The sequence below is a fragment of the Mesorhizobium sp. M7A.F.Ca.CA.002.15.2.1 genome (genome assembly GCF_003998715.1).
GTDB classification, from domain to species: Bacteria; Pseudomonadota; Alphaproteobacteria; order Rhizobiales; family Rhizobiaceae; genus Mesorhizobium; species Mesorhizobium ciceri.
Genome location: NZ_RZPI01001050.1, coordinates 1 through 1,153, shown reverse-complemented (window position 1 = coordinate 1,153; position 1,153 = coordinate 1). Strand labels below are relative to the sequence as shown.

The 1,153-nt window shown below is 63.1% G+C and carries 1 protein-coding gene and 1 pseudogene; both read right to left on the bottom strand.

Annotated elements, in window-relative coordinates:
- A partial coding sequence (locus ENZ74_RS32485) for a hydantoinase B/oxoprolinase family protein (protein ID WP_206522392.1) occupies positions 1-543 on the bottom strand: 543 nt, incomplete at its 3' end.
- 12 nt (positions 544-555) lie between these two features.
- Positions 556-1,153, bottom strand: a pseudogene (locus tag ENZ74_RS32480) (hydantoinase/oxoprolinase family protein); the annotation flags it as partial.

Sequence of the window (1,153 nt, the reverse complement as noted above, 5' to 3'; positions counted from 1 at the left end):
GCGCTCCTGCGCCAGGCAGACATCGCCGCCCGGCGTGATGCCGCCGGCTTCCAGTTCGTGGCAGACGGCACCGGCCCAGCCGACCAGCGTGTCTTCATGGAAGATCGGCACCACATCCATGACATCAGGCACCTGCACGGTGCCGATGAAGGCGTCGTTGTTGGCGAAGATATCGCCTTCACGGATTTTCGGGTTTTCCTCGTAATTGTTCTTGATCATCCATTTGATGAAGCGGCTCATCGTATGGACATGCACCATGATGCCGTTGGAGAGCGCGATGGCGTCGCCTTCGGGCGTATAGATGGCGACCACCATCTCGCCGACTTCGCGCACGCCGGGCGAGGCCGAGATGCGGCGGGCCATTTCGCGAGCCGAGACGCAATAGGCGCGCAGCTTGGTGTGCAGCGTCTCGAACTTCAGCGGATCCTGGTTGCGCAGCGTGAGTTCCGTGATGCCGTCATAGCAGCCGGTCTCTTCCATCAGCCGCTCGGAATCGAGCAGTCTTTCGCGAAGGCGCAGGGCCGAAGCAGGTTTGTCCAACATGGCGGTGCCCTCTCAAGCGTGGGTGTAGTGCAGCAGCGTCCATTCATCGACATGGACGCGGTCCTGCGGATGAACGACGAGCGTGGTGGCGGGGTGTTCGATGATGGCCGGACCGATGACTTCGTGACCGGGCTGCAGCAGGTCCATCTCGTAGAGATTGGCCTTGTGCCAGCGTCCGCCGATATAGGCCTCGCGCACGCCCTTGTGCGCGGAAGCCGGATCCGACTTGCCGAGCGGACGCTTGAGCAGCACCGGTTTGACCTTGTCGGCGGTGGCGATCAGCCCGAGTTCGGTGATGGTGAAGCCGGCCTCGCCATAGCGCGACACGCGATGATTGACCTTGGCGTAGACCGCCTCGAACTCGTCGATAACCCTGCGCATGTCGTCGGCCGAGTTGACCTCAGCCAGCGGCGCCATCACTTCGACATCCTCGAGCTGGCCGGTGTAGCGCATCATCAGGAACGGCACGGTCCTGATCTTCTCACGCGCATGGCCGTCGGCGATCATCTCGTCGACCGCGGCCTTGGTCAGGTCGTTCCAGACCGTGGTGACCTTGACGCCGAAGGCGGCCAGCGTCGCCTCATCGGCGCGTGACGGGATGTCGTGCTGC